This window comes from Nonomuraea sp. NPDC049141 (assembly GCF_040648415.1).
In the GTDB taxonomy this organism is placed as follows: domain Bacteria; phylum Actinomycetota; class Actinomycetes; order Streptosporangiales; family Streptosporangiaceae; genus Nonomuraea.
Genome location: NZ_JBEZDR010000122.1, coordinates 1 through 2,513, shown reverse-complemented (window position 1 = coordinate 2,513; position 2,513 = coordinate 1). Strand labels below are relative to the sequence as shown.

General features: G+C 68.1%; 2 protein-coding genes. Both read right to left on the bottom strand.

The window, feature by feature from the left end; genetic code table 11:
- Positions 1-90: 90 nt before the first annotated feature.
- Positions 91-915 carry a sugar ABC transporter permease gene (locus tag AB0B91_RS64985; protein ID WP_358342992.1) on the bottom strand — a complete coding sequence of 275 codons (825 nt, stop codon included), beginning with the start codon at positions 913-915 and terminating at the stop codon, positions 91-93.
- 71 nt (positions 916-986) lie between these two features.
- The coding region (locus AB0B91_RS64980; protein ID WP_358342990.1) for an ABC transporter permease subunit at positions 987-2,513 on the bottom strand (1,527 nt) is incomplete at its 5' end.

Below are 2,513 nucleotides of genomic sequence, written 5' to 3'. Positions count from 1 at the left end.
GCCGGTTGCCCGGCCGCGGCGGTCGATCCGTGACTGCTCCGGTGTACGTCGGACGCCGACGCCCTTGCCGCAGCGGTGAGCCGAGGAGGCTCAGCCTTTTACAGCTCCGGCCGTGAGGCCGTTGACGATGTAGCGCTGGAGGAGCTGGAACACCAGCACCGTCGGGATGGCGGTGAGCAGGGTGCCCGCCGCGAAGATCCCGAAGTTGTTGTTGCGCTCGCCGGCCACCAGCCCGAACATTCCGACCGCGAGGGTCTTCGAGTTGGTGTTCGTGAGGAACACGTTGGCGATCACGAACTCGTTGATCGCACCGATGAAGGCGAGCAGGCCGGTCACCGCCAGGATCGGCGCCACCAGCGGCAGCATGATCCGGAAGAAGATCTGGGCGTGCGAGGCGCCGTCCATGGTGGCGGACTCGTCCAGCTCCTTCGGCAGCGTGTCGAAGAAGCCCTTCATCAGCCAGGTGTTCGCGCCGAGGGCGGCACCCATGTAGAGCAGGAAGAGGCCCCACGGGGTGTTGAAGCCGATCACCGGCCACAGTTCGGTGACCTTCGTGAAGATCAGGAAGATCGCCACGATCGCCAGGAACTGCGGGAACATCTGGATCAGCAGCAGGGAGAGCAGTCCGACGCGACGGCCGGCGAACCGCATCCGGGAGAAGGCGTACGCCGCCAGCGCCGACAGGAAGATCGACGCGAAGCTGGCCACCCCCGCCAGGAGCAGCGAGTTGAGGAACCAGCGGGCGAAGGCGGTCCGCTCGAAGAGGTTGGTGAAGTTCTCCAGCGAGGCGCCGGTCGGCAGCAGCTCCGTGGAGGAGAGCGTGCCGAGCGGGTTGAGCGCCGCCGAGACGACGAACAGGATCGGGAAGAGGCTGAACGCCACCGCCAGGATCCCGACCAGGTGCCGCCATCCCACCTGGGCGAACCAGCGGTTCCTGGACCGTCCGGCCGCGTTGCGGTTGGCGACGGGCGCATCGGTGCGAGTGCTCACGAGTACACCTCCTCCTGCTTGCGGGTCCGGGAGAAGCTGATCGCCGACACCGTCGCCACGATCGCGAAGATGAAGATCGAGACAGCGGCGGCGAGGCCGTACTCGGCACCCTGGGCGCCGAAGGCCAGCCGGTAGGTGTAGGTGATCAGCAGGTCGGTGGCGCCGGCCGTCGGGTTGTCCGCCGGGAACGGTCCGCCCTCGGTGACGAACTGGATCGCGTTGAAGTTGTTGAAGTTGTACGCGAAGGACGCGATCAGCAGCGGCGAGATCGCCACCAGCAGCAGCGGCATGGTCACCGCGCGGAACGACTGGAACGGCGACGCCCCGTCGACCGAGGTGGCCTCGGTCAGCTCGCGTGGGATGGCCTGCAACGCGCCGGTGGTCACCAGGAACATGTACGGGTAGCCGAGCCAGAGCTGCACCAGCAGCACCGCGAGCCGGGCCGACCAGGTCTCACCGAACCAGTCCACCCCCAGCCCGAACAGGTTGTTGATCAGGCCGAAGTCGGTGTTGAACATGTCCCGCCAGACCAGCAGCATCGCGAAGGACGGCATGGCGTAGGGCAGGATCAGCAACACCCGGTAGAAGTTCGTGCCCCGCATCCGGGGCGAGTGCAGCGCCAGCGCGATCCCCATGCCGAGCAGGAACGTGAAGCCGGTGGAGCCGAGCGCGAAGGCGAAGTTCCAGATCAGCGTGCTGAAGAACGGGCCGGAGATGGCCGGGTCGGTGAGCACGCTGGCGAAGTTCCGCAGCCCGACGTTGACCTGCCAGCCCTGGGCCAGCGCCTCGCCGTCCGCGGCGACGAAGGAGCCGACCTTCCCGTCGGCGGTCCAGGTCTTACCGGTCTCGCTGTCGCGGATGCAGTCGCAGCCCGCGTCGTACGCCCGGACCGCCTTGCCCTCGTAGGCGCGCGACAGGCCGGACGAGCGCAGCGCGCCCCCGGAGGTCGGCACCACCAGGTCGGTGATGTCCTTGCTCCGCTTGCTGGCCTCGCCGAAGTTGAGGATCTGGTAGCCGTCGGCGGCGGTGACCTTGCCGCCCGGCGCGACGGTGACGCTGCCGGCGTCGAGCGGGCGCAGGCCCTCGGTGTCGCCGACGGAGACCGTGTTCGTCTGCGGGTCGGTGACCAGGAAGACCAGCGCGCCGGTGGCCGGGTCGCCCTTGGTTGCGACGGTCAGCGGGTACTGGATCGAGCCGGGGACCTGCGTCACCGAGCCGCTCTGGATGGCGACGATGGCGTCGTCCTTGCTGCCCCGGTGGCCGTCACCGAAGTTCGTGAAGGCGGTGCTGGCGGTGTAGAGCACCGGGATGATCTGGAACGCCACCAGGAAGAGCGTGCCCGGGATCAGGTACTTGACGGGGATGTGCCGGGGGGTCAGGTAGAGGTAGAAGAGTCCGGCGGTGGTCGCCAGCAGGATCGCCAACCCGACCCAGAGCTCGGCCTCGATGAGCGGAAAGGCCGCCCAGACCGCGATCCCGGCCACGAGGCCGAGCAGGACCACCTTGACGAGCAGGCCGGTCAG